This is a genomic window from Actinosynnema sp. CA-299493 (assembly GCF_050946825.1).
In the GTDB taxonomy this organism is placed as follows: Bacteria; Actinomycetota; Actinomycetes; order Mycobacteriales; family Pseudonocardiaceae; genus Actinosynnema.
The window spans coordinates 7622982-7645902 of sequence record NZ_CP191993.1; the positions used below are offsets into that span (position 1 = coordinate 7622982).

At 73.4% G+C, this 22921-nt stretch carries 19 protein-coding genes; 6 read left to right on the plus strand and 13 right to left on the minus strand.

The window, feature by feature from the left end; genetic code table 11:
- The first annotated feature begins 71 nt into the window (after positions 1-71).
- Positions 72-2072, plus strand: a complete 2001-nt coding sequence (locus tag ACQPYE_RS32200; protein WP_498716821.1) for an NACHT domain-containing protein — start codon at positions 72-74, stop codon at positions 2070-2072.
- Here ACQPYE_RS32200 and ACQPYE_RS32205 read toward each other — a convergent pair.
- The 4 genes from ACQPYE_RS32205 to ACQPYE_RS32220 are packed head-to-tail and all read right to left on the minus strand — an operon-like array spanning position 2041 to position 6836.
- Positions 2041-2520 (minus strand): hypothetical protein, encoded by a 480-nt coding sequence (locus ACQPYE_RS32205; protein WP_498716823.1) that lies wholly within the window; start codon positions 2518-2520, stop codon positions 2041-2043. The genes ACQPYE_RS32200 and ACQPYE_RS32205 overlap by 32 nt on opposite strands.
- A gap of 60 nt (positions 2521-2580) precedes the next feature.
- On the minus strand, positions 2581-3378 hold the full coding sequence (locus ACQPYE_RS32210; RefSeq protein WP_498716824.1) for a pentapeptide repeat-containing protein: 798 nt from the start codon (positions 3376-3378) through the stop codon (positions 2581-2583).
- A complete protein-coding gene (recQ, locus tag ACQPYE_RS32215; protein ID WP_498716826.1) occupies positions 3375-5177 on the minus strand; it encodes a DNA helicase RecQ in 1803 nt (600 codons plus the stop codon). The genes ACQPYE_RS32210 and recQ overlap by 4 nt, the downstream gene beginning before the upstream one ends.
- Positions 5178-5186: 9 nt before the next feature.
- Complete coding sequence (locus tag ACQPYE_RS32220) at positions 5187-6836, minus strand: phosphorothioated DNA-binding restriction endonuclease family protein (RefSeq protein WP_498716828.1); 1650 nt, start codon at positions 6834-6836, stop codon at positions 5187-5189.
- Between the two features lie 121 nt (positions 6837-6957).
- Here ACQPYE_RS32220 and ACQPYE_RS32225 point away from each other — a divergent pair, with 121 nt between their 5' ends.
- The 3 genes from ACQPYE_RS32225 (at position 6958) to ACQPYE_RS32235 (ending at position 10477) form a co-directional block, all read left to right on the plus strand.
- Positions 6958-8472: an AAA family ATPase gene (locus tag ACQPYE_RS32225; protein ID WP_498716830.1), complete on the plus strand. Its 1515-nt coding sequence runs from the start codon at positions 6958-6960 to the stop codon at positions 8470-8472.
- Between the two features lie 91 nt (positions 8473-8563).
- A complete protein-coding gene (locus ACQPYE_RS32230; protein ID WP_498716832.1) occupies positions 8564-9460 on the plus strand; it encodes a helix-turn-helix domain-containing protein in 897 nt (298 codons plus the stop codon).
- Positions 9461-9598: 138 nt separating this feature from the next.
- Positions 9599-10477, plus strand: coding sequence for a dioxygenase family protein (locus tag ACQPYE_RS32235; RefSeq protein WP_498716835.1), 879 nt, complete (start codon positions 9599-9601; stop codon positions 10475-10477).
- Positions 10478-10632: 155 nt separating this feature from the next.
- Here the strand turns inward: ACQPYE_RS32235 and ACQPYE_RS32240 are convergent, their stop codons facing one another.
- A complete protein-coding gene (locus tag ACQPYE_RS32240) occupies positions 10633-10785 on the minus strand; it encodes a hypothetical protein (RefSeq protein WP_498716839.1) in 153 nt (50 codons plus the stop codon).
- Between the two features lie 555 nt (positions 10786-11340).
- Here ACQPYE_RS32240 and ACQPYE_RS32245 point away from each other — a divergent pair.
- Positions 11341-11538: an RGCVC family protein gene (locus ACQPYE_RS32245; protein WP_498716840.1), complete on the plus strand. Its 198-nt coding sequence runs from the start codon at positions 11341-11343 to the stop codon at positions 11536-11538.
- Positions 11539-12043: 505 nt separating this feature from the next.
- Here ACQPYE_RS32245 and ACQPYE_RS32250 read toward each other — a convergent pair.
- Complete coding sequence (locus ACQPYE_RS32250) at positions 12044-12538, minus strand: RrF2 family transcriptional regulator (protein ID WP_498716841.1); 495 nt, start codon at positions 12536-12538, stop codon at positions 12044-12046.
- 81 nt (positions 12539-12619) lie between these two features.
- On the opposite strand from ACQPYE_RS32250, the gene ACQPYE_RS32255 reads away from it, so the two are divergent.
- A complete protein-coding gene (locus tag ACQPYE_RS32255; RefSeq protein WP_498716843.1) occupies positions 12620-13363 on the plus strand; it encodes an SDR family oxidoreductase in 744 nt (247 codons plus the stop codon).
- 45 nt (positions 13364-13408) lie between these two features.
- Here ACQPYE_RS32255 and ACQPYE_RS32260 read toward each other — a convergent pair whose 3' ends face one another.
- From ACQPYE_RS32260 to ACQPYE_RS32290, 7 genes are all read right to left on the minus strand, one after another.
- Positions 13409-15565, minus strand: coding sequence for an MMPL family transporter (locus tag ACQPYE_RS32260; protein ID WP_498716844.1), 2157 nt, complete (start codon positions 15563-15565; stop codon positions 13409-13411).
- Positions 15566-15570: 5 nt separating this feature from the next.
- Entirely contained in the window at positions 15571-16143 is a 573-nt protein-coding gene (locus ACQPYE_RS32265; protein ID WP_498716846.1) for a TetR/AcrR family transcriptional regulator, read from the minus strand.
- 167 nt (positions 16144-16310) lie between these two features.
- Complete coding sequence (locus ACQPYE_RS32270; RefSeq protein WP_498716849.1) at positions 16311-16877, minus strand: hypothetical protein; 567 nt, start codon at positions 16875-16877, stop codon at positions 16311-16313.
- A gap of 90 nt (positions 16878-16967) precedes the next feature.
- On the minus strand, positions 16968-18200 hold the full coding sequence (locus ACQPYE_RS32275; protein ID WP_498716850.1) for a vWA domain-containing protein: 1233 nt from the start codon (positions 18198-18200) through the stop codon (positions 16968-16970).
- Positions 18197-19432 carry an AAA family ATPase gene (locus tag ACQPYE_RS32280; RefSeq protein ID WP_498716851.1) on the minus strand — a complete coding sequence of 412 codons (1236 nt, stop codon included), beginning with the start codon at positions 19430-19432 and terminating at the stop codon, positions 18197-18199. The genes ACQPYE_RS32275 and ACQPYE_RS32280 overlap by 4 nt, the downstream gene beginning before the upstream one ends.
- 69 nt (positions 19433-19501) lie before the next feature.
- Positions 19502-20881 carry a hypothetical protein gene (locus tag ACQPYE_RS32285; RefSeq protein WP_498716852.1) on the minus strand — a complete coding sequence of 460 codons (1380 nt, stop codon included), beginning with the start codon at positions 20879-20881 and terminating at the stop codon, positions 19502-19504.
- 201 nt (positions 20882-21082) lie between these two features.
- A complete protein-coding gene (locus ACQPYE_RS32290; protein WP_498716854.1) occupies positions 21083-22552 on the minus strand; it encodes an RICIN domain-containing protein in 1470 nt (489 codons plus the stop codon).
- Positions 22553-22921: the final 369 nt, after the last annotated feature.

Sequence of the window (22921 nt, forward strand, 5' to 3'; positions counted from 1 at the left end):
GACCACGTTAACTCGCCTACCCCCGCGCCCCGAACGCCGTTACCGTCGGTCGCGACCTGGTGGGAGGGCACATGGACGCGCGACGGTTCGGCCGCACCGCCCGCTTGGTCGCCCTGGCCGCGGTCGGCGGGGTGACGTGCCTCGTGCTGGTCCCCGTCGCGATCAACGCCGCCACCGGCGGGTCGGCGCTGCCGGTGCTCGGCCCGCACGCGCGCTGGCTGTGGCCGGCGCTGGTCGTGCTGTCCGCGCTCACCGCGTGCCTCGCGGCCTGGGGCCGGTTGAGCGCGCTGCTCGTGCGAAGGCGTCCCGCGCACCCCGCCAACCGCCGGGCGGCGTTGGACCGGGTGGAGCGGTTCGTGCGGGCGCGGGTGGACGGGTCGCTGGCCGAACAGCTGCGGCTCAAGCTCGGCGTCGTGCCGCGGGTCGGACCGCGCCTGTCGACGCGCGTGCGCCACCCGGTGGTGGTGACCGGCGAGGCGGGCTCGGGCAAGACGACGTTGCTGCTCGAACTGGCCGGGGCGTTGCTGGCGCGGGCCGCGCTCGACCCGGTCCAGCCGGTGCCGGTGGTGGTGGACCTCGGCGGGTGGCGGCGGGACGACGACTTCGACGCGTGGCTGCTGCGCGCGCTCGCCGACCGGTACCGGATCGCGGCGCGGGTCGGGCGGGCGTGGCTGCGGGAGCGCAACCTCGTGCTGCTGTTCGACGGGCTGGACGGACTGGCTCCCGCCGACCGGGTCGAGTGCCTGGCCTGGATCACCGCGCTGAACGTGCCGCAGGTCGTGCTGTGCACCGCGAACGACGAGCACGAGCACCTGCCGCGGTTCGACGTCGTGCGGGTGGAACCGTTGTCGCGCACCGCGGTCCAGGAGCTGATCGCCGCCTGCGGCCCGCGCCTGGACGGCTTGCAGGACGAGCTGGGGAAGAACCCGGACCTGTGGGACGAGCTGCGCACGCCGCTCGCGTTCGGCCTGCTGGCGTTGGCGTACCGGGCCGGGCGGGTGGAGTTCCGGGGCGTGCTGGACACCTACGTGGTGGAGTCGGCGGCACGGGGTGCGACGCGTCCGGACCGGACGGTGCGCGCGTTGCGGTTCCTGGCGCTCATCGCGCGGCGCAAGCGCGACCTGCTGGCCCGGTCACGGCTGCCCGCGCGGCACGTCTGGCTGGACTTCGTCGGCCCGGACGCGGTGTGGCGGCTGTTCCGGCGGGCCGCGCCGGCCGCGTTGGCGGGCGCGGCGGTGGCGTTGTGCTTCGTGGTGGGCGTGCGGCTCGGCCTGGTGCCGGCGGCGGTCGCCGCCGTGGCCACGGTCCTGGCGCCGCGCAGCGCGTTCCGGGTGACGCGCGGCGACCCGCGCCGGGGGAACGTCTGGGCGGCAACGGGTTTCGTCGCCGGCGCGGTGGCGACCGGTGCCGTGGCGGCCCTCGGCGGGGTGCTCGGCGCGCAGGTCGCGCGGTGGCCCGCGGCGGTCGGGTACGGGGTGGTCGTCGTGGTCTCGCTGCTCGTCGCGTACGGCAACACGCGCGATCGGTACTGGGCGGTCGCGTGCGCGCTCGTGCCCGCCGGCGCGATGGTGGTGACGGGACCGTCGGCGGACCTGCTGGCCGGGTTGGGCATCGGGCTCGGCACGGGTGCGGTGGCGGGCGCGTTCGTCGGCGGCCTGCGCGAGGTGTGGTCCGGCGTGCGGGTCCGGCCGGCCGGCGGGCTGCGCTGGCTGCCGGCGGCGGGCGCGGTCGGGGTGGGTCTCGCGGCGCTCGTGGGCGCCGACGTCGGCCTGTCCGCGACGGGCGCGGTGACCGGGCTGCTGGTCGGGCTGGTCGTCACGCCGATCGCGAACCGGCCGTTCCACCCGGTCGCCGAACTGCTCGCCCGGCCGCTCGCGCTGGACGAGCTCCCGTTGCGCCGCAAGGCTATCCTGCACTCCGCGCGGGACCGGGTGCTGCTGGTGGACGGGCACCGGTTCCCGCACGACCTGGTCCGCGACCACCTCGCCGAGTGCGACCCGGCCGGGCTGGCGACGAGCGTCGAGCGCAGGCGCGCCGAGCTCAGCCCCACCGGGTCCGGCCCCACGGCTTGAACACCGACAGCACCGTGTTGACCGTGTAGAGCGCCAGCGACACGCACGCCGCCGCCAGCACGTCGCCGCCCGCCGTGCCGACGACGCCGTCCGCCGCCTCGTGCAGGCCCGAGCGCAGCGAGAACGTCGTGGCGACGACGGCGACGACGGTCAGCACGAACTTCACCAGCACCCACCGGTGCCTCACCAGGCCCCACTTCGTGCCCAGCGACAGCACCACGCCGGTGACCAGCGCGCTCAGCGCCAGCGGCAGCACGACGAGGTCGCCGAGCAGTGCCATCGCCTGGTAGAGCGGCGGCGCGTCGAACGCCGCCAGCGCGAGCACGAGCATCCCGATCGTGACGCCGAGCCAGCCGACGGACGAGATGACGTGCAGCAGCAGCCAGGTCTTGCGCGCCTTGGGTTTCAGGCCGTTCCCGGTCCTGGCGGTCGTTCCGGCGGTTCTCATGGCGCGTAGCGTGACGCGCCGCGCGCCGTCACCGCGTCGGTCCGGTGGCGGCTCCCGCGCCTACGCCTGTCGACGTACCCAGTGCGCCGGTCTGGTCACGGACTTCGGCAGCTTCGTCGTCCCGTCGCCCCTGGCGGCGTCCACCTGCGGCTGGGTGAGGAAGAAGGCGCCGGTTAGGTCCGCGCCGGACAGGTCGGCGCCGCGCAGGTCCGCGCCGATGAAGTCGACCAGCCGCAGGTCCGCCTTGATCAGCTTGGCCCCGATGAGGTACGCGCCGCGCAGGGTGGACGCGCGGAGGTTCGCGCCCTTGAGGTCCTTGCCGACCAGGTCCGCGCCCCGGCGGTTCTTGCCCTTGCCCCTGGTCAGCTCGCTGGCGCGCAGCAGCAGGGCGTTCGCGCGCTCCCAGTGCGGGCCCACGTCGAGTCCCAGCAGGTCCTCGGGCGTGCCGGTGGTCAGGCCCTCGATCGTCTTCTTCAGCTCGCGCGCGGCGGGGTGCAGCGCGCGGGCCGGCGCCAGGTCCAGCGCCTCGGTCAGGTACCAGAGCAGCTCGTGCAGCTGCCGCATGACCGGGAACACGTCGAACATGGTGCGCGCCGACGCCGGGTCGTCACGCCAGCTCGTGCCGCCGAACGTCACCTGCGCCACCTGCTGGCCCGCGCCGAAGCAGTCGTACACCGTGCAGCCGGTGAACCCGGTGGCCCGCAGTTCGGTGTGGACGCCGCAGCGGAAGTCGTCGCGCAGGTTCGGGCACGGCGTGCGGGCGGGCTTGTCGATCGCGAAGTCGACCGACTTGGCGAACGACGGCACCACGCAGCACAGGGCGAAGCAGCGCGTGCAGTCGGCGCGGAGCTCGTTCATGCGCTCAACGTGTCCAGGATCTGCTGACCGTACTTGGCGAGCTTGTTCTCGCCGACGCCGCTGATCGCGCTCAGCTCGTCCAACGTGGCCGGTGTCGTCGCGGCGATCTGCCGCAGCGTGGCGTCGTTGAAGATGATGTAGGGCGGGACGCCCTGCTCCCTGGCCTGCACCGTCCGCCACGCCCGCAGCTTCTCGAACACCGGCGCGGCCTCGGCGGGCAGGTCCACCGGCGCGCTCTTGGCCGCCTTGGCGGTCTTGACCTTGGGCGCGCGCTCCGCCTCGCGCCGCATCAGCACCTTGCGGCCCTGGTAGAGCACCTCGTCACTGGCGGGCGTGACGACGAGCGTGGAGTACTCGCCCTCGACCGTGATCAGACCCTGCGCCAGGAGTTGGCGCACCACGCCGCGCCAGCCGCTCTCGTTCAGCTCCGTGCCGATGCCGAAGACCTTGAGCTGGTCGTGGTCGTGCTGGATGATCTTCGCGGTCTTGCGGCCGAGCAGGATGTCGATCGTCTGGCCCGCGCCGAACTTCTGCCGCCGTTCGTTGCGCAGGCGCACCACGGTGGACAGCACCTTCTGCGCGGCCACCGTGCCGTCCCACGTCTCCGGCGGCGCGAGGCAGGTGTCGCAGTTGCCGCACGGCTTGCCGGACTGGCCGAAGTACTCCAGCAACCGCACGCGGCGGCACTCGACCGTCTCGCACAGCGCGAGCATCGCGTCGAGGTGGGCCATGAGCTTGCGGCGGTGCTGCTGGTCGCCCTCGGAGTCGTCGATCATCTTGCGCTGCTGGACGACGTCCTGCAGGCCGTAGGCCAGCCAGGCGGTGGACAGCAGCCCGTCGCGGCCCGCGCGGCCCGTCTCCTGGTAGTAGCCCTCCACGGACTTCGGCAGGTCCAGGTGGGCGACGAACCGGACGTCCGGCTTGTCGATGCCCATGCCGAACGCGATGGTGGCGACCATCACCAGGCCGTCCTCGCGCAGGAAGCGGGACTGGTTGCGCGACCGGGTGCCCGCGTCGAGCCCCGCGTGGTACGGCAGGGCCGCGACGCCGTTCTGGGTGAGGAACTCGGCGGTCTTCTCCACCGAGTTGCGCGAGAGGCAGTAGACGATGCCCGCGTCGCCCTCGTGCTCGGTGCGCAGCAGTTCCAGCAGCTGCTTCTTCGGCTCGTTCTTGGGCACGATCCGGTACTGGATGTTCGGGCGGTCGAAGCTGGCGACGAAGTGCTTCGCGTCACCGAGGTTGAGGCGTTCGGCGATCTCGGCGTGCGTGGCCCGCGTGGCGGTCGCCGTGAGCGCGATGCGCGGCACCTCCGGCCACCGCTCGTGCAGGTGGGACAGCGCCAGGTACTCGGGCCGGAAGTCGTGGCCCCACTGGGAGACGCAGTGCGCCTCGTCGATCGCGAACAGGGCGATCTTGCCACGCTCCAGCAGGCGGGTGGTCTGCTCGGTGCGCAGGCGCTCGGGGGCGAGGTAGAGCAGGTCCAGCTCACCCGCCAGGAACTCGGCCTCGACCATCGAGCGCTCGTCGGGGAACTGGGTCGAGTTGAGGAACCCGGCGCGCACGCCGAGGTCCCGCAGCGCGTCCACCTGGTCCTGCATCAGCGCGATGAGCGGCGACACCACCACCCCGGTGCCCTCGCGCACCAGGGAGGGGATCTGGTAGCACAACGACTTGCCGCCGCCGGTGGGCATGAGCACCAACGCGTCCCCGCCGGAGACGACGTGGTCGACGATGTCCTGCTGCTCCCCGCGGAAGGACTCGTACCCGAAGACCCTTCGCAGCACCTCTTGCGAAGCCATCACGCGATCCTAACGGACCCCTCCGACACCCCCTCCGGTCCGACCCTTGAACACGTTCCGACGGTGCCACCGGAAGTACCCCGCCGACCGCTCGTGGAAAGCCTCCGCAACACGCCCACGCAGGTGTTCGAGGTGCGGTTCGAGGCCGCCGGCCGACGCGACCAGCACCGCTCCGCCCTCGTCCACTGAGACGTACCCCACCTCGAAGAGCCGGTCGCAGCCGAACGAGCACGCGAGCATCGCGACGTTGCGCAGGTCGTTGCGCTCGTAGTCGTCGCACACCGACCGCCGCTTGATGTGCGCCGCGATCAGCAGCTCGACCGGGAACACCCGCCCGCACAGCGCGCACGGAGCCTCGGCCGCGGCCCCGACCAGCACCTTCCGCAGTTCGCCCTGCTCCTTGCGGTACTTCGCGACCACCCGGCCGTCCAGCTCGGCGAAGTGCTTGTCGCGCCCGTCCCGGACCGCCCGTCCGCCGCGCAGCACGACCCGCCCGGCCCGGACAACGGCGCCGGCCACCGTCCCGACCACGGCGGCCACGACCTCGTCCTGCCCGACGGGCACGGTCCCGTCCTCCGTGAGCCGGTCGAGCGCGGCCTGGACCTCGTCCACCGCGATCTCGACCTGCCCGTCCGCGGTGGTCAGCACCGCCGACGACGGGCCGACCTCGACCACCTCGGCGGTCCGCCCGGAAGCCGTCGTCACCTCGACGCCGATGAGCCCTCGCAGCACGTCGAGCGCCCGGGGCGGCTCGGCGACCGGCAGACCCACCCGCCGCCACAACGCCCGGTGGTCGACCCCGGCGAGGTAGGCGACCCGCACCACCTCGGCCGCCTGCGCGCGCACCACGGGATCGGCCAGCAGCTCGGCGGCCTGCTCGGTGAACCCGGCCGAGGCCGACCCGTCCGCCGCCGTGGGCTCCTCGGTCAACCCGTGGGTCTCCCACAGGGCGTCGGCGGAGCGGAGCCGCCAGAACGGTTCCTCGGCCGTCGCCCCTTCCTGCCCGAACTCGTGCAACAACGCGGTGACCGTCGGCCGGAACTCGGCCCACGGGAACAACCGGTCGTGCCCGGCCGCGAGTCGGCCCACGGCCCACGTCAGCACCAAGGGCTCTGCGGACGCGACCTCACCGCCCTGCCGACGCGTGGCCAGGTCCTCCAACGCGGCGAACAGGTCGGGCGCGCGGAACCGCTCGGCGAGCCGCGGTCGAGGCCACGCGATGTCCCGGGCCAGCCGCTGGTCGTCCGCAGTCCGGTACCCCGGCACGTCGACCCGCAACCTGAGCCGCTTGCTGTTGTTGCCCGCCTTCGGCGCACCCGGCCGCTGCCCGATGCGCCCCTGGCCGCTGGTGAGCCGCCGGCGCAGGGCGGAGACGTCGACGCCCCGGCCCAGCCACACCGGCTCGGCGAGGAGCCTGCGCTCGTCCTCGGCCAGGCCGCGGACCTGGCGCGAGTCGACCAGCGCGTCGAGCAGCACGGCGTCGATCGCCGCCAACCGCGCCAGCAGCACCTCCAACCCGGGCCGGTAGTCGGCGTTGCGCACCCCACCGTCCGCCGTCCGCCCGCCGGCGCTCTCCAACAGCACCGCCAGGTGCTCGCCGTCCGGCTCCACCGAGAAGTCGGCGTTCAACTCGTCGCCGACGTCGTCCACCACTCGCACCACCACACCGTGTCAGACACGATGCGGTGAAATCCGGCAGATCTGGACATCGGGTCATCCGCGAACCACCCGCGACAGGGCGGCTCGGATGGGTGAAGATGGCCGGTAGGGGGTGGTTGGTGTGGGGGAACTCTCCGGGGACGAGGCCAGGGCGCTGGCGAGCAGTTTGCGGCGGTTGATGCAGTTGACGGCGAACCTCGTCGAGCAGGACGGTGAGGCGGCGCCGTTGATCGCGAGGTTGCGGGAGCACCTCGGGTGCGAGTTGGCGCAGGTGCTGTCGGTCGCCACGCGGTTCGAGGCGTGGGAGCACGTCAACCTCCAGCGGGGTGTCGACGCCTACCTCGCGGAGCACACGCCGGAGGCCCAGTGGTTCGGGGTGGGTGGGCAGCACCGCGGCCACGAGGACATCATGGGCATGCTCCTGGCCGCACGGCACTCGGTCGGCTACGGGCTCGGGTCGGCCGACTACGCGACGGCGGCGGTGGGCCCCGAGGACAGCGTCGAGGTCGTCCAGCTCGGCCTGGCGCCGACGACCGCGCCCGACGGCACGCCCGTGCTGGTCGGCATCCGCGGGTCCAACGACTACGGGCCGCCGGCCTGCCGGTTGGAGGTCCTCGCGGCCGATCGAGCGGCGGCGCGGGCGGTCGGCGGGGAGATCGAGCGGTTGATGCGGGAGCACGACGTGTTCCGGCGGCAGGTGCTGGCGTTCGGGGTGAGCGAGCACCGGGGCAACGAGCTGCTGACGTTCCTCCCCCGGCCCGCGCTGACCGCCGACGACGTGGTGCTGCCGGACGGCGTGCTGGACTCGATCGAGGAGCACGTCGTCGGCATCGCCGAGCACTCCGAACGGCTGCTCGCGGCCGGTCAGCACCTCAAGCGCGGGCTGCTGCTGCACGGACCGCCCGGCACCGGCAAGACGCACACCGTCCGCTACCTGATGAGCCGGTTGTCCGACTGCACGGTCATCCTGCTGACCGGCCAGGCGATGCGGCTGATCGGCCAGGCGGCGGCTCTGGCCAGGCGGTTGCAGCCGTCGATGGTCGTGGTGGAGGACGTGGACCTGGTCGCCATGGACCGCGGTGTCGCGGCCGGACCCACGAACCCGCTGCTGTTCACGCTGCTCGACGCGATGGACGGGGTCGGCGCGGACGCGGACGTCACGTTCGTGCTCACCACGAACCGGGCCGACGAGCTGGAACGCGCGCTGGCCGACCGGCCGGGGCGCGTCGACCTGGCCATCGAGGTGCCCCGGCCCGACGCGGACGGCCGCCGCAGGCTGGTCGAGCTGTACGGGCGCGGTGTCGACCTGCGGGCCGACCTGGGTCCGGTGGTCGAGGCGACCGAGGGCGTCACGGCGTCGTTCATCAAGGAGCTGCTGCGACGGGCCGTGCTGGGCGCGGTGCGGGCGGACGGCGGAGGAGGCGTGCCGGTGGTGGGCGACGAGCTCGCCGACGTGGCACGGGCCATGGCCGACGAACGCGCGTCGCTCACCGGCATCCTGCTCGGCGGCTCGGAGAGCAGGACGAACGCAACGAGCGCGGCAGGCACCCCGGGCACGACGACTGGACCAGGTCCGGCGCGTCCGGGCCTGGCGCCGCCGCAGGGGTTCGCGGTGAGAGCCACCAAGGGGCACTGAGCGCCGACGCCGTTCCCCCGCGCGCCCGGTCGTGCCATGGTGGTCGGTGCCAGGATTGGTCTGGACCTTCACCGGAGAGGGGCTCAGGAGGATGCGCGGCACCACCGTGTTGCCGGGAATGCCCAGCCGGACGCCGCGCGACGGCGACTTGCCCGTGCACCGGCTCGAGGTGCCGTCACCCGGCGCGCCGCCGTTCGCGGTCGGCACGTTCGACACCATCGGGCCGATGTCGCGCGCGTCGTTCCCGCACCGGCACACGTTCCACGAGATCGTGCACGTCACCGGCGGCACCGGCACGCACGTGGTCGACCTCGCCCGCTGGGAGCTGCGCCCGCCGCACCTGTGCGTGATCGCGCCCGGCCAGGTGCACCACTGGGACGGCGCGCACGACCTGCAGGGCTCGGTGCTGCTGTTCACCGACGACTTCCTGCTCGACCACCCCGCCGACCGCGAGCTGCTGCGCCGGTTGAGCGAACGGCCCTGGTTGACGCTGGACGAGCCGACGCACGCCCGGGTCGGCCGGCTGATCGCCGAGCTGCACGACGAGTACCGGCACGGCGAAGCGGGCGCGGAGACCGTGTTGCGGGCGTTGCTGCACGTGCTCGTCGTGCGCGCGGCCCGGCTGACCGCGACACCGGCCGCACCGCCGCCCGCCCGCTCCGGCGCGGTGGCGGAGGAGTTCGTCCGGCTGTCCGGCCGCACGGACCACCGGCTGTGGTCCGTCCGCGCGTACGCGGAGCGGATCGGCGTCACCCCCGGCTACCTCACCGAGGCGGTGAAGGCGGCGACCGGGCGGACGCCGTCGCAGCTGGTCCGCCAGGCGCGCACGCAGGAGGCGCAACGGCTGCTGGTCAAGACGGAGCTGACCGTGCGGCAGGTGGCGAACCGGGTCGGCTTCGACGATCCCGCCTACTTCTGCCGGTTCTTCCGCCGGGAGGCGGGCGCGAGCCCCGGCGCGTTCCGCCGCGCGGCGGGCCGTTCACAGTGAGCGCGAGAGGCAACGGAGACCGCGAGGATCACCACGAACGACGGCGTCAGTCCATCGTCCGCGAGTGATCCGCGTCCGTAGGTTCGTCTGCATCCCGAACCCGCCGCCCCCACGAGGAGCCGGACCGAAGGAGAAGACATGGACGCATCCACGGACGGCGACCGCGGCACGACCGGACAACCCGTCGTCGACGAGTCGGGCGCACGCCACCTCAGCCGCAAGACGGTGCTGCGCGCCGCGGTGGCCGCGGGCGTCGCGCTGCCGGTGGCGATGATGGGCGTGCCCGCGCTGGCCCGCACGGTCGGCGCGAACGGCGAGCCGGTGGAGCTGACGCCGGCGTGCGACGACGGCGACGACCCGACACCGGCGCAGACCGAGGGGCCGTACTTCAAGCCGAACTCGCCGCGCCGCACGTCGCTGGTCGACGCGGGCACACCCGGCACCAGGCTCACCGTCACCGGCTACGTGTTCGGGTTGGCGTGCCTGCCGCTGGGCAACGTGCTGATGGACTTCTGGCAGGCCGACGTCAACGGCGTGTACGACAACAGCGGCTACCGGTTCCGCGGCCACCAGTTCACCAACCCGGACGGCACGTTCACGCTGACCACGATCGTGCCCGGCCTCTACCCCGGCCGGACCAGGCACATCCACGTGAAGTTGCAGGCGCCCGGTCGGCCGGTGCTCACCACCCAGCTGTACTTCCCGGGCGAGCCCCGCAACAACACCGACAGCATCTTCGACCCGCGGCTGCTGATGGAGGTGCGCACCGTCGGCGGCGGGCGGGAGGCGAAGTTCGACTTCGTGCTGAACGTGCCGCAGAGCTCCACCACCCGGCCGACCTCGACCACGAGCACGACGCCGTCGTCGCCGGGTGGTGGCACGTGGGCGGCGGGCACGAACTACGCGATCGGCGCGATCGTGACCCACAACGGCGTCGGGTACGTGTGCTTGCAGGGGCACCTCGCCCAGCCGGGCTGGGAACCGCCGAACGTGCCCGCGCTGTGGCGCGCGGAGTGACCGCGGCCTGACGGGCGCGACGGGGAACCCCCGGTGTTCGGGTGGCGCCGGGGCGTTCTCCGTCGCGCGCGAAGTCTCGACGGGTCGCGCCCGGGGTCACCCGACGCGCGGCCGTGCGACCCGCCGCGACGCGCGCGGCGGGTGGGGTGCCTGGGTCAGGCGGTGCCGCCGGTGCCCTGCGGGGGCACGTCGGCCGGCTCGCGGAACAGGTCGGTGTAGGACCGCTGCTCGTCGCGGCGCGGGCCGCTCGTGTCCTCGGGCCGGTCCGTGTCCGGGTGGCTGAACAGGTCGTGGTACGTGGATGACATGTGCTTCCGACTTTCTCCGCGTCCGATGCGTGCTCACGGTCGGCGATGCCGGTCCGGAGATCCCCGCACGGCGCGAGGGTGTTCGGGGTTCAGAAGATAAGGAACGCCCCGATGCCACCTACGGTACACGTCGAGGCGCCGTGACCGCCACAGCGTTGCGGTGGGCGTGTCGAGCGCGACGTCGGACCGACGGTTGAACCGGCTGCCCGGACCGGCCTGGTCCGGACCGGGGGCGAGGCGGCGGCACGACGCCGGGACCACCCGTCGGCCGGTCGGAGGTCTGTCCACAGTGCACCGCATGACCGTCCACTTCGGACTTTCCAGGCACGTCGGCCGCCCGGTTCGGCGCATTCGGGTGATCCCCGCCGCGACCAGGGGCGATCGGCTCGGCGTGCTGGTCCATCCGGCCGCGCCGGCGGCCGGAGCCGGCTCGACGTGTACCTTCGGGGGTAGGCGGGAACCGTTCGAGCATCAGTCACGAGTTGCCGGTGTCCCGACCCATCTCGCACCGCCCGGAGATCGACGTGCTCCGCAGGTGCGGACAGGACAGGTCCGATGAACCACGTGCTGCCGACCATCGACTCGACCGACGCCCCCGCGGCCGAGGTCGACGCCGCCGGGACCACCGCCGCGGCATCCCCGCGGTGCGCCGCGTGCCCGCACCCCCTGGAGTCCCACGACCGGATCGCGCTGCGCTTCTGCACCGCGACCACCAGCGAGAGCCACAGCCGCGGTTGCGTCTGCGGCTCCTGACCCACCAGGCGTCGCGACTGCGGCAGTCGGGCTCCGGCTCCTCGTCCTCCACCGGCACGACCTCCGGACCACGCGGGGCGGCACGGTGGCGGCCACCTCCCGCGGGGCTCGTCGCCGAACACCGCCAGCCCTCGGCGAGCACCCGGTCCAGCGGCGTCGTGTCGCCCAGCGCCGCGCGGGCCACCTCGGCCTGCTCGCGGGCCGCGTCCGCGCGGGCCGGCGCGATCGCCCGCAGCGTCCCCACGAGCTGACGCAGGTCGCCGGTGACCAGCTCGGGCTCACCGGAGACGAGCGCCTCGGGGTCGTCCGTCTCGCCGAGTCGTGCCGCCGTCAGGACACCGGCCCCTCCGGGTCGAGCCGGCCGAAGACGTCCGCGCGTGCACTGTCGGCGTCCACATAGGACGATGCCGCGGCCCGCAACCCGATAACGCAATCGTCGGCCTGTTGCCGCAACCGTCCCCGTTCGGCCGGAGCGGTGGTCGCGCGGACGTTCGGCCGAATCAGGTCAGGGAGTCCGCCGGAGGGCGGCTGCCGTCGCCGCCACGAGCGACCGGGTGCGGGCCACGGCCCCCGGCGGCAACGACTCCACGACGTCGGCCAACGACTCCGCGTCGAGCGCGCGCCGCCACGCCTCGTGCGCGCCAGCCATCTTCGCGGCGAGCACGCACGTCGTCCGGCAGTCCTCGGCGGGCAGCGCGCCCCGTCCCCGCTGCCGGATCTCCTGGCACTCGTACGGCGAGGACGCGCCGTCGACGGCCTCCACCACGTGCCGCAACGTGATCTCCGAGGCCGGCCTGGCGAGCCGGAAGCCGCCGCGCGGGCCGGTCGTCGCGGTCAGCACGCCCGCCTTGACCAGCCCCTGCAACTGCTTGGCGAGGTAGGGCGCGGGCAGGTCGTAGTACGCCGCGAGCTGGGCCGCCGACGCCGTGGCGCCCGGTTCGAGCTGCGCCAGGGTCGTGGCGCAGTGCAAGACCCACTCGGTGCTCACAGGCAGCTTCACGGGGTCATTCTATCCAAGACATTGCGGATCTATTTAGTCCGAGATAGGTTCGGCGCACAGCACCGAAGCGGAAGGATCGTCATGCGGATCGCAGTCGCCGGCGCGACCGGCAACATCGGCTCCCTCACCGTCGCCGCCCTTGAGCGCGGCGGTCACGACGTCGTGCGCGTCAGCCGGGCGCACGGCGTGGACCTGGTGACCGGCGACGGTCTCGACGCGGCGCTGGCCGGCGTCGACGCGGTGGTGGACGCGGTCAACGTGCCCGCGGCGGACCGCGCCGAGACCGTGCGCCTGTTCGGCGGGATGACCGCCACCCTGCTCGCCGCCGAGGCGCGGGCCGGCGTCCGGCACCACGTGCTGCTCTCGATCGTCGGCATCGCGGACGTCGAGGGCAACGTGCACTACGCGGGCAAGCGCGAGCAGGAACGCCTGGTCGCCGCGAGCCCCGTGCCGTGGACGATCGTCCCGGCCACGCAGTTCCACGACTTCGCCGAGATGGTCGCGGGCTGGACCGAGCGGGACGGCGTGGCCACCATCGCGCCGCTGCTCGTGCAGCCGATCGCGCCGCAGGACGTGGCCGACGTCCTCGCCGAGGTCGCCGTCGGCGAGCCGCAGGGGCGTTGCGCGGACCTCGCCGGCCCGGAGACGCAGGACTTGGTCGACATGGCGCGGCGCACGCACCTGGCGCGTGGCCGGGACGTGCGCCTGGTGCCGACGTGGTCGGGCGTGTTCGGCCCGGAGATGGCCGGGAACGCGCTGCTGCCGGGCGAGCGCGTCCGCGTCGCGCCGACCACGTTCGACGAGTGGCTGGCGAAGTCGGTGTGAACCAGGACGGGTCCGGCGCCTGGGCGGAGCCGGACCCGTCGGCGGTCACCGGGTCGCGGTGGCCAGTTCCGCGCGGTCCTCTTCCAGCGCGGCGCCCTCGACGTCGAGGGTCGGCAGGCGGCGCAGCCACTTCGGCAGCCACCAGGCCTTCTCGCCCAGCAGGGCCAGCGCGGCGGGCACGAGGACCATCCGGACCACGAACGCGTCGAACAGGATGCCGATGGCCAGGGCGAACGCGATGGACTTCATCGGGCCCTCGCCCGCGGGCACGAAGCCCGCGAACACCGAGAACATGATCAGCGCGGCGGCCACGACCACGGGCGCGGCCTGGCGGAAGCCGGTGTCGATCGCGGCGAGCGGCGCCTTGCCGTGGTGGTGCGCCTCGTGCATCCGGGACACCAGGAAGATCTGGTAGTCCATCGCCAGGCCGAACAGGATGCCCACCATCAGGATCGGGGTGAGGCTGAGCAGCGGACCGGTGCCGTCCAGGTTGACCGCGTCGGCCAGCCAGCCCCACTGGAACACCGCGACCGTCGCGCCGAGCGAGGCGCCGATGGTGAGCAGGAAGCCCAGCACGCCCACCAGCGGCACCAGGATCGACCGGAACACGAGCACCAGCAGCACCAGGGCGAGGCCGACGACGAGCGCCAGGTAGACCGGCATGGCCTCGTCCAGGGCGACGGCCACGTCCACGCTCACGGCGGTGGCACCGGTGACGTAGGTGGTCGCGCCGGCCACGTCGGCCAGCCGTTCGCGCAGGTCGGTGACCAGCTGCTCGGTGGCCTGCGTGGCCGGGCCGGACTCCGGGATCACGGTGACCATCGCGGCCGTGCCGTCGGCGTTGGGCACCGGCGGCGTGACCAGCGCGACGTCACCCGCGCCCTGGATGGTCCCGACGGTGGCGGCCGCGGTGGCGGCGGCGTCGTCGCCCTCGAACAGCACGACCAGCGGGCCGTTGAAGCCCTCGCCGAAGCCCTCGGCGAGCAGCCGTTCCGCGCGGGCCTGGCTCGAGTCGGCCGGCGGGGCCGCGACCAGGGTCGTCTCCATCGACAGCACCGGCACGGCGATCGCGCCCAGGCCCAGGACGGCCAGCAGCAGCGCCACGACCCGGTTGCGGGTGACCGCGCCGATCCAGCCGCCGAAGAAACCGCGCTCGCGCGGTTCGGCGGCGTTGCCGGCAGGCACGTCGCGCTCCTTGCGCGGCAGCACGCGGCGGCCGAGGTAGCCGAGCACGGCGGGCACCAGGGTGACCGCGACTCCGACCGCGACCACGATGGTCAACGCGGCGGCGACGCCCATCTGGGTCAGGAACGGGATGCCGACCACGGCCAGGCCCGCCAGCGCGATGACCACGGTCAGGCCGGCGGTCACGACGGCGGAGCCCGCGGTGCCGACGGCCGTGCCGATCGCGTCGCCCACGTCCCGGCCCCGGCGCAGCTCCTGCCGGTAGCGGTTGATGATGAACAGGGCGTAGTCGATGCCGACCGCCAGGCCGAGCATCGCGGCCAGGATCGGGGTGGTGGACTGCAGGTCCATGAAGCCGGTGGCGATGGTGACGCCCAGCGCGCCGATGCCGACGCCGACGGAGGCGGTCAGCAGGTTCATGCCCGCCAGCACGAGCGAGCCGTAGGTGACGGCCAGCACCAGCAGGGCGATGACCACGCCGATGACCTCGGCCGGACCGCCCACGTGCGGCGGCGCCTGCGTGGCCTCACCGGTGGCCTCCACGGTCAGCCCGCTCACGTGCCGCGTGGCGTCGAAGAGCGCGGTGCGCTGCTCCTCGGTGACCTCGCCGACCGCGGCCTCGTAGGTGACCGTGCTGTAGGCGACGTCCTGGTCCGCGTTCACGGTCGGCGCACGCGGGTCGAGCGGGTTGCTCGCGGACGTCACGCCGGGCAGCGCGGACAGCTCTTGCACCAGCCCGGCGAGCTTCGCGGCGTTCTCGGGCGAGGTCACCTGCTGCCCGTCCGGCGCCTGCACGACCACTCGCGCGGTCGCGCCGCCGCCGGTGCCGAACTCGTCGGAGATCTTGTCCAGGGCGGTGGTCGACTCCTGCCCCGGGATGGAGAAGGAGCCGGAGGTCGGGCCGGACAGGGTGACCGCGCCGAACGCCGTGCCGCCGAGCACGAGCAGCCACAGCAGGACGACGACCAGGCGGCGCCGGTGCGCGCCGAAGCCGAGTCGGTAGAGCAGACGTGCCATGGGAGTCAGGCCTCCGAAGGGGATGGGTCGCGGTGCCCGAGCGCGTCGAGGCAGGTGGCGATGATGTGCGGCCGCCAGGCGGTCTTCTCGCCCGTGTGGTTGGCGGCCAGGCTGAGCACGGCCAGGGCGCTGAGCACGCCGATCGCCCGGACCAGCCGCTCGGTGTCGACCGTGTCCGGTTCGACGCCGAACACCGCGAGCACGTGCTGGGACAGGGCGTCCAGGCGGTGGGCGTCCAGGTCTTCGGCGCCGAGGCGGCCGATCGCGCGGGACTCCAGCGCGACCAGCCCGGGGCGGTCCAGGGCGAAGTCGACCAGCAGCTCCACGGCTCGCCGGTCGCGCGCCGGGCCCGGCGGCACCCGCGTGGCCTGCTCGAACAGCTCGCGGCTGTGCGTGCGGCCGACGTCACGGGCGGCCTCGAACAGCGCTTCCTTGCTCGGGTAGTGGTGCAGCAGGCCGGCCTTCGACAACCCGACCGCGTCGGCCAGGTCCTTCAACGACGTGTGGTCGAACCCGTGCTGGGCGAACAGACCCGCCACCCGGTCGAGCAACTGGTCCTCGGTCAGCGCGCGTGCCATACCTCCACGGTACGCAGCGACCTACCGATCCGGTCGGTAAGCCGACCGATCCGGTAGGTGGGTTCCATCACGTCGCCGAGGACCGGCGAACCGGTCGGTCGCGAACGGCCGACGTGCCGGACGGACCCTCGGCGCAGCACCGGGTTCCGGGCTGCGGCCTCTGGTCGTCAGGGCGTGCTGGGGCGGTCGGGTGGGCGTGGTGGGGGTTCGAGCGACTTCCACGTGAGCTCGGGCAGCGGGCCGCTGGTGATGTCGAGGTCGGCGCGGGCGGAGGCGTAGAACTCGTTGCGCAGGCGCATGGCGCTCCGGTAGGCGTCGGTGAACGAGGACGGGTCGGGGTCGTCCTCGCGCACGACGTGCTCCAGCCGCCACACCTGCTCGCTCCAGGCCCGTGCCGCGGAGATCGTCGCCGGCTCGCCGAGGAGCAGGACGGTCTCCCACCGGGCGGCGCGGTCGGTCTCCGCCTCCGCGAGGTCGGTGAACGCGGAGTCGAGGTCGACGGGCTGCCCCGTGGACAGCAGCCCCTTGGTCTCCGCGATCCGGCGGCACAGCCGGACCATGCGCTTGACCGCGTTGGCGTACTCGGAGTACGCGAGCAGGCGCTTGTCGTCCCACCGGGCCGACTGCGCTCGTCGCCAACGGGTCCGCTCGGTGGCCGAGGTGACGACGAACGTCGCGCCTGAGCCGAGCAGGACACCGACGATGGTCAACACCTGCGCGACGATCGGGTTCACGCGATCCAGCCTGCCGGCTGTCCGGCCGGATCGGGACGTCCATCCCGCACCCGCCCACGACGCGGGCGGGTCGAACCGGGCAGTCGCCGATCAGCCGATGGCGACCACCCGCGCCCACGCCGGTGGCGCGTCCGGCACGTAGTCGGGGTCGTCCTCGCCCGACCGGGGCGGTCGGGGGAACAGGCCCACGACCGTCCGGCAGGACGGACGCGCGTCGGGCCAAGGCGTCTGACCGTCGGTCAGGGCGACGACCACGTCCGGGCGGGGGTTGCCGCGCAGCGCCTTGGCGAAGCCGGAGCGCAGGTCCGTGCCGCCACCGCCCACCAGCGGGATCCCCTCGGCACGGCACAGCGGATGCGTGACGTGGGCGGCGGCGTCGCACGACAGCACCGAGACCAGGTCACGCCGACCTCCCACGGCGTGGGCGATCGCGGCGATCTCGACGATCGCGCTGCCCAGTTCGTCGTCGCTCACCGACGCGGAGGTGTCGACGATCACGCACACCCGGGGCGGCCGGCGGCGCAGGCTCGGCAGGACGACCCCAGGCAGACCCGCCGACCTGCGCGAAGGCCGGCCGTAGGTGTAGTCCTCGCCCACTCCCGGGCCGGACGCCGCCGAACGGACCGCCGCGCCCAGGAGCTCACGCCACGGCTGCGGCGGGTGGAACGCCTCCCTCGCCCACCGCTGCCAGCCGCGCGGGGCGTTCCCCGGGCGGGCGTTGAGGCCTTGGGCCACCCGGAACCGGACGGCGTCCCGTTCCTGCTCGGTGAGCCCGTGCGCGCCGTCCGGCCCCAGGTCCCACTCCCGCTCCAGCCCGTCGGCGCCGCTGCCGCAGTCCAGCCAGCCGAACCCGTCGGTGTGCGGCCCGAGCCGGAACTGGCGCAGGTAGTCCTCCATCAACTGCCCCTCGGGCAACCTGAGCGCGGCCGGTCGGACCGCGCCCGCGGGCTGGACCAGCCCTTCGCCGAACACGTCGTCGTTGATCTCGCAGTCCGCGGCGATGTTCATCCGCAACCGCTCCCCCGGCCCGGTCAGCCCGTGCTCCGCGGCGAACCGGTCGCCGCGCCCGTGGTGGTCGCGCAGCAGGTGGGAGACCTCGTGCACCCAGACCCCGGCCAGCTCCTCCACGGATGTGCGGGCCACGAACGCCGGCGAGACGTAGCAGCGCCAGTGCCGGTCCACCGCCATCGTCGGCACCCGCCGCGAGCCCACCACGTGCAACGCGAACAACGCCGTCGCCAGGTAGGGCCGGCAGCGGACCGCGTGCAACCGGGCGGCGAACAGCTTCTCCTCGTCCAGCCCCACCTGCGACACCGGCGTCACCGGCGGCCACCCGCGCCGACCGCCGCCCGGTCCGCCCGCTTCGACAGCGACACCACCCCGGCCAGCCGCTCGATCACCGCCGGCACCTCCCAGTCGTCGCGGCGCAGCGCGGCGAGCGTGGACGCCGGCACGACCACCAGGTCCGGCGCCCCGCTTTCCAGTGCCAGCACCAGCAACGTCCACGCCGCGTCCCACCGGGCTCGTTCCGGCCTCCCGCGCACCGCCTCCACCACGCCGTCGAGCACCGCCTGGCGCAGGTCGCCGCGCTCGGGCAGGACGGCCGCCGACGGGTCCGCGAGCAGCGCCTCGGGGTCCGGCAGGTCCATCCGGTCCAGGCTCGCCACCAACTCCAGGCCCGGCCCGTCCCCCACGGTGGCCCGCACCAACGTCGACAGCACCTCCCGCGCGGCGCCGGCCGCGGTGGCGAAGGCGATCAGGCGCAGTGCCATCTCCCACGTGCGCGGGGACGGCCACGGCCCGCCGCGTCCCGCGTCGCTCTTCGGCAGCTGGTGCACGAGCCCGGGACGGGCGGCCAGGAGCGCGCACACCGCCCGACGGGCGTATGCCACGGCGTCGACCAGCCGTCCGGGGTCCAGCCTCGGCAACGCCGCTGTCGGCCACGTCCCACCCAGCCCCCGCACCACGACCTCGTGGTCGTAGGACCACCGCAGGTGCACGAACCGGTTGGCCAGCGGCGGGCTCAGCTCCCAGCCGTCGGCGGCGGAGGAGCGCGGGTTGGCGGCGGCCACGATCCGGACGCCGGGCGGGAGTCGCAGCGCGCCGATCCGGCGTTCGAGCACGACGCGCAGCAACGCGGCCTGGACGGCGGGCGGCGCGGTGGACAGCTCGTCGAGGAACAAGAGCCCGCGGCCTGCCCGGACCAGGCGCACGGCCCAGTCGGGCGGGGCCATGGGCACGCCCTGCACGGCCGGGTCGTCACCCACCACCGGCAGGCCGGAGAAGTCGGAGGGCTCGTGCACGCTGGCGATCACCGTGGTCAGCGGCAGGTCGAGGGCGTCGGCGAGCTGGTTCAGCGCCGCGGTCTTGCCGATCCCCGGCTCGCCCCACAGCAGCACCGGCAGGTCGGCGGAAACGGCCAGCGTCAACGCTTCCAGCTGCGTGTCGGCACGCGGTTCGGTCGTGGTGTCGCGGAGCAGGGCGAGCAGGTCGGCGGCGGCGTCCATCGGTCGGACGTACGCCGCTTCGGCTGGGGTGTCCAGGGCAACAGGCATGTGTCGATCACCTTTCGAGGTCGGTTCGGTGGCCGTGCGTCGGCCGGGAGAGCGGGCGGTACGGGGAAGTCAGCGAGCAATCGCGTGGCGCGGGTGGGACCGGAGGTCACGAGGGCGGGTGTCCCGCGCCGCCGGACCCGGAGCGGCCCCGACGAGGCCGGTCCGGAACAGCCCGTGCGCCACCCGGCGGCGCGCCGCCGTCTCCAGCTCGTCGCGCAACGCCCCGCCGCGCAGCAGCACGTCCGGTCCGAGCAGGCCTTCGACCACGGCGAGGGCGCCGGCGGTGTCGCCGTGGTCCAGCCGGGCGCGAACGTCCACAAGGGACTCCGGTCGCCGGTGCGCGTCGTCGATCGCCCGCAGGCACGGCAGCGGAGGTCCGCCCAACGCGACCAGCAGCTCCTCGCGGCGGATCTCGTCGGCGTCGTGGTCCAGCGGGACGAGCACCCCGTCCACCACGCCGATCCGGTGCGTGGTGCCACGGCACTCCACGAGCCGCGCGTGGCCGGAGCCGGTGGAACTCGGCGGCGCCCCGGCCGGCCGGTGGTCCGGCAGGAGCACGGACGCGACGAGCGGGTGCAGCCGGTCGCCGTCGATCAACCCGGCGCGGAGCAGGTCCAGGTCGGGGAGGACCCACGTCGCGGCGTCGGGCAGGACCGGCAACGCACGGCCGCACCCCCTCGGAGGACCCGCCGTGATCCACGGCGTGGACGACCCGGCCCCGACCGGGTGCAGTGACACCCTGCTCCGGGCGTTGAGCCGCACGGTGACCACACCGTCCGCACGGCCCTCCGCGCGCAGCAGCAACGCCGCCTCCGCCGGCCATCGGTCCACGGCGAAGCCGCTCGACCACGCCACCACGCCGTCCGGGAGCCCGGCCACCGCCGGATCACCGGGCGGCTGCCCGGCCCCGGACCGCTCCCCCAGCTCACCGGCCCGGCGCACGTCCCAGAGGTGGCGGTGCAGGTCGAGGCGGAACCGCCGGTCGGGCCGGGGGTGCGGGTGCAGTCCCGCCCCGGCCCTCGGGCGGGAGGGCTCCCACAGCGCGAGGCTGATCCGCTGACCGGCACCCGCCCAAGCCGGCGGCGTGCGCGCCACGAGGTGCACCGCGCCGCCGCTGTCGCCCGTCGAGGGGTACCGGGCCAGGGACGCGGTGAGCCCCGGCCGCAGCAACCCGTCCGGGGCGATCCTCGGGAAGTGCCAGCGAAGCAGGTCGGGGGCCAGCTGACGGAGATCGGCGCGGACCAGGGCCGCGAACTCCCGGCCGTGGTCACGACGCACGGCTCGCAGGTCCAGGTCCACGTCGACGCGCGCGCCGGCGCAGGCGCCGGCCCAGTCGCCCACCACTCGGCGGGCGGTCGACTGCTCGATCATCGACGGCGGCACGGCGAACTCGCGCACGCGCGCCCAGAAAAGGAGGCGGGAATCCTCATTCGCGGTCAAGTGGTGCATCAGCACTCACCTTGAGCGAAGAGAACCCCCGTTCTGCTCACGTTGGTAACCATCGCGGCGAGCCTAGCAGGACCGACGCGGAACGGGGCCAGGTCCGGGCCCGGCACGCTCGCGTCGACGGACCTGCCGGGTCCGAGGTGAACCGCCGAACGCCCCACCACCTCGGCGGCGGGGCGTTCGGCGGTCAGGTCGGGACGGCCGTCAGACGGCCGTGCGCGACCACTGCTGGTTGGTGCCGGTGTTGCAGGTGTACTGCTTGAGGATCGCGCCATCGGCGGTGGACGCGGCGGGCACGTCCACGCACTTGCCGCTGTGGCGGGCCTTGAGCTGGGAGTAGCCGCCGTTGGCGACGAGCTGGAACTGCTGGTTGGTCCCGGTGCCGCAGGTGTACTGGACGATCTCGGCGCCGTCGGCGGTCGAGGCGCCGACCACGTCGAGGCACTTGCCGCTGTGGCGGCTGACGATGCGCCAGTAGCCGCTGCCGGCGTCCTGGAACTGCCACTGCTGCCACGCGTTGCCGCTGTAGGTGTACTGGCCGACGCGCACGCTGTTGTCGGCGGTCGCCTGCGGGAGGCCCATGGCCTTGCCGCTGTGGCGGGCGTCGAGCCGGTAGTTGGTCACCGGCGGGGTCGTGACGCTGTCGCCCCAGGCGTAGCGCAGCCGGTCGGCGCCGGAGGCGTTGCGGATCGTCAGGTTCAGGTCGGTGCCGGTGCCGCTCAGCGAGTACATCGAGTACCAGTCGTAGCCGATGGTGCCGGGCTTGCCGCCGATCGCGGGCCAGTACGTGCCGCCCATGTTGTTGTCCCGCATGACCTGCGCGATGGCGCGGATGTAGCGCACGAAGTTCTCGGTGCTGTTCGCGTCGGCGTAGTTCAGGCCGGTGGACATGGGCGCGCCGAACTCGGTGGCGACCGCGCGGGAGGCGCAGTTGCCCAGCCGGGTCTGGATGTGGCTGCGGAACTGGTCGTAGGTCATGGCGCCGTAGAAGAAGGCGTAGTGGTGGAAGGACAGCAGCGTGGAGTTGAAGCGGCTGTCGTTGCACACGTCGCGCAGGTCCTGGCTGAACCCGGTGCCGCCGACGAGGACCCGACCCGGCACCGCCGAGGTGTGGTAGCTCAGCCAGTTCGCGGCGACGTTGCGCCAGTCCGCCGAGGAGTAGCCGTGCGGCTCGTTCATCGGCTCGAAGTAGACGTTGCCGTTGGAGCCGTAGGTGTTGGTCACGCTGGACCACATCGTGTTCCACGCGGCCAGGTTCGTGATCCGGCCGCCGGAGGCCGCGCCGTCCTCCCAGTAGGCGAGGATGACCTTGAACCCGCGCTCGGTGGCGGCGTCGATCGCGCCGCGGTAGGCGTTCCACCACGTCGTGTTGGCCACCGTGTGCGTGTTGATCGGCAGCCGCACGGTGTTGACGCTCAGGGTCGCGGCCATGTCGTCGTAGAGCGCGTTGGCCTTGGCCCGCACGGTCGCGTTGCTGTCGGACTGGTTCAAGCCCTGCACGACCAGCGTGCCGGTGCTGAAGTTGTCGCCCAGCACCGCCCAGTTCATGCCGCGGAACTGGCTGGTGGCGGCGCCGGCCGACGGCGCGGTGACCACCAGCCCGATCGCCGCGGTCAGCACGGTCACCGCGAGGGTGATCAGGGACCTCCGCGTTGAGGTCGCGATCAGTGTCATGGAACGTCCAATCACTAGGTCGGGGTTCTGCGTCGAACCACCTGGCACGGCACGCTGCACGTTCTCGAAGCGGGTCCTTGAGTCGTGGGGTGTCGAACGCGCCGGCCACCTTGCGAGGGGATGTCAAAGAGGCAATCGTGCGTTCGATATTGTTTGATTATGTTGCACGAAAGTGTCCCGATCCCACTATGCCGTGTCAAGAGGCCATCTTGACCACCGAAATTGAACATCCAAGGCCAAAACAGCAACATTAAATAAAAAATCGCTCAACATCGATCAGGTGCTCGCTCGGCACTGATCTTGCTAAAAGTTCTCCGGCCGCGGCACGACGGCGGTGGCCCGCCCGGCGCTGCTGAGCGGGCCACCGGT

What these genes read in the sequence shown, in the direction of transcription:
- ACQPYE_RS32200 (WP_498716821.1), top strand. Translation starts at nt 72, where the DNA reads ATGGACGCGCGACGGTTCGGCCGCACCGCCCGCTTGGTCGCCCTGGCC.
- ACQPYE_RS32205 (WP_498716823.1), bottom strand. Translation starts at nt 2,520, where the DNA reads ATGAGAACCGCCGGAACGACCGCCAGGACCGGGAACGGCCTGAAACCC.
- ACQPYE_RS32210 (WP_498716824.1), bottom strand. Translation starts at nt 3,378, where the DNA reads ATGAACGAGCTCCGCGCCGACTGCACGCGCTGCTTCGCCCTGTGCTGC.
- recQ (WP_498716826.1), bottom strand. Translation starts at nt 5,177, where the DNA reads ATGGCTTCGCAAGAGGTGCTGCGAAGGGTCTTCGGGTACGAGTCCTTC.
- ACQPYE_RS32230 (WP_498716832.1), top strand. Translation starts at nt 8,564, where the DNA reads ATGCGCGGCACCACCGTGTTGCCGGGAATGCCCAGCCGGACGCCGCGC.
- ACQPYE_RS32235 (WP_498716835.1), top strand. Translation starts at nt 9,599, where the DNA reads ATGGACGCATCCACGGACGGCGACCGCGGCACGACCGGACAACCCGTC.
- ACQPYE_RS32240 (WP_498716839.1), bottom strand. Translation starts at nt 10,785, where the DNA reads ATGTCATCCACGTACCACGACCTGTTCAGCCACCCGGACACGGACCGG.
- ACQPYE_RS32245 (WP_498716840.1), top strand. Translation starts at nt 11,341, where the DNA reads ATGAACCACGTGCTGCCGACCATCGACTCGACCGACGCCCCCGCGGCC.
- ACQPYE_RS32255 (WP_498716843.1), top strand. Translation starts at nt 12,620, where the DNA reads ATGCGGATCGCAGTCGCCGGCGCGACCGGCAACATCGGCTCCCTCACC.
- ACQPYE_RS32260 (WP_498716844.1), bottom strand. Translation starts at nt 15,565, where the DNA reads ATGGCACGTCTGCTCTACCGACTCGGCTTCGGCGCGCACCGGCGCCGC.
- ACQPYE_RS32265 (WP_498716846.1), bottom strand. Translation starts at nt 16,143, where the DNA reads ATGGCACGCGCGCTGACCGAGGACCAGTTGCTCGACCGGGTGGCGGGT.
- ACQPYE_RS32280 (WP_498716851.1), bottom strand. Translation starts at nt 19,432, where the DNA reads ATGCCTGTTGCCCTGGACACCCCAGCCGAAGCGGCGTACGTCCGACCG.
- ACQPYE_RS32285 (WP_498716852.1), bottom strand. Translation starts at nt 20,881, where the DNA reads ATGCACCACTTGACCGCGAATGAGGATTCCCGCCTCCTTTTCTGGGCG.
- ACQPYE_RS32290 (WP_498716854.1), bottom strand. Translation starts at nt 22,552, where the DNA reads ATGACACTGATCGCGACCTCAACGCGGAGGTCCCTGATCACCCTCGCG.